General features: G+C 67.3%; 1 protein-coding gene. It reads left to right on the top strand.

Annotated features, from left to right (window positions below; genetic code table 11):
- Positions 1-520 (top strand): class I SAM-dependent methyltransferase (locus AC4FS3_RS29530; RefSeq protein ID WP_491023501.1); only part of this gene is annotated, 520 nt, incomplete at both ends.

Raw genomic sequence — 520 nt, 5'->3', positions numbered from 1 at the left:
CAAGGTCCGGGACCTGCTCACCGATGACGGCGTCGCCGTGGTGCACGCCATCGGCCGCTCGGACGGCCCGGGCGCCACCAACGCCTGGATCCAGAAGTACATTTTCCCGGGCGGCTACTCACCGGCGCTGTCAGAGGTGCTGCCGGCGCTGGAGCGCGCCGGCCTGATCGCCACGGACATCGAAATCCTGCGCCTGCACTATGCGGAGACGCTGAAGGCGTGGCGCGAACGCTTCAACGCCAACCGCGACGCCATCCGCGCCCTGTACGATGAAAAGTTCTGCCGGATGTGGGAATTCTATCTGGCCGGCTCGGAAGTCACCTTCCGCTACGGCGGCCACATGGTGTTCCAGATCCAGATGGCGAAGAAAGTGGACACGGTTCCCCTGACCCGCGACTACATGTTCGAGGCGGAACAGCGCCTGCCGCTGTTCCCCGAGGGCATCGCCACCCCCCAGCCAGCCTCACTGCCGCCTCGCCCGGCGCCTGCGATCGACGAACCCGCGGCGCCGCAGCCTGCA

The organism is Pseudogemmobacter sp. TB195 (assembly GCF_058313095.1).
The sequence above is the reverse complement of the archived record's forward strand: the minus strand, read 5'-3'. Positions and strand labels throughout refer to the sequence as shown.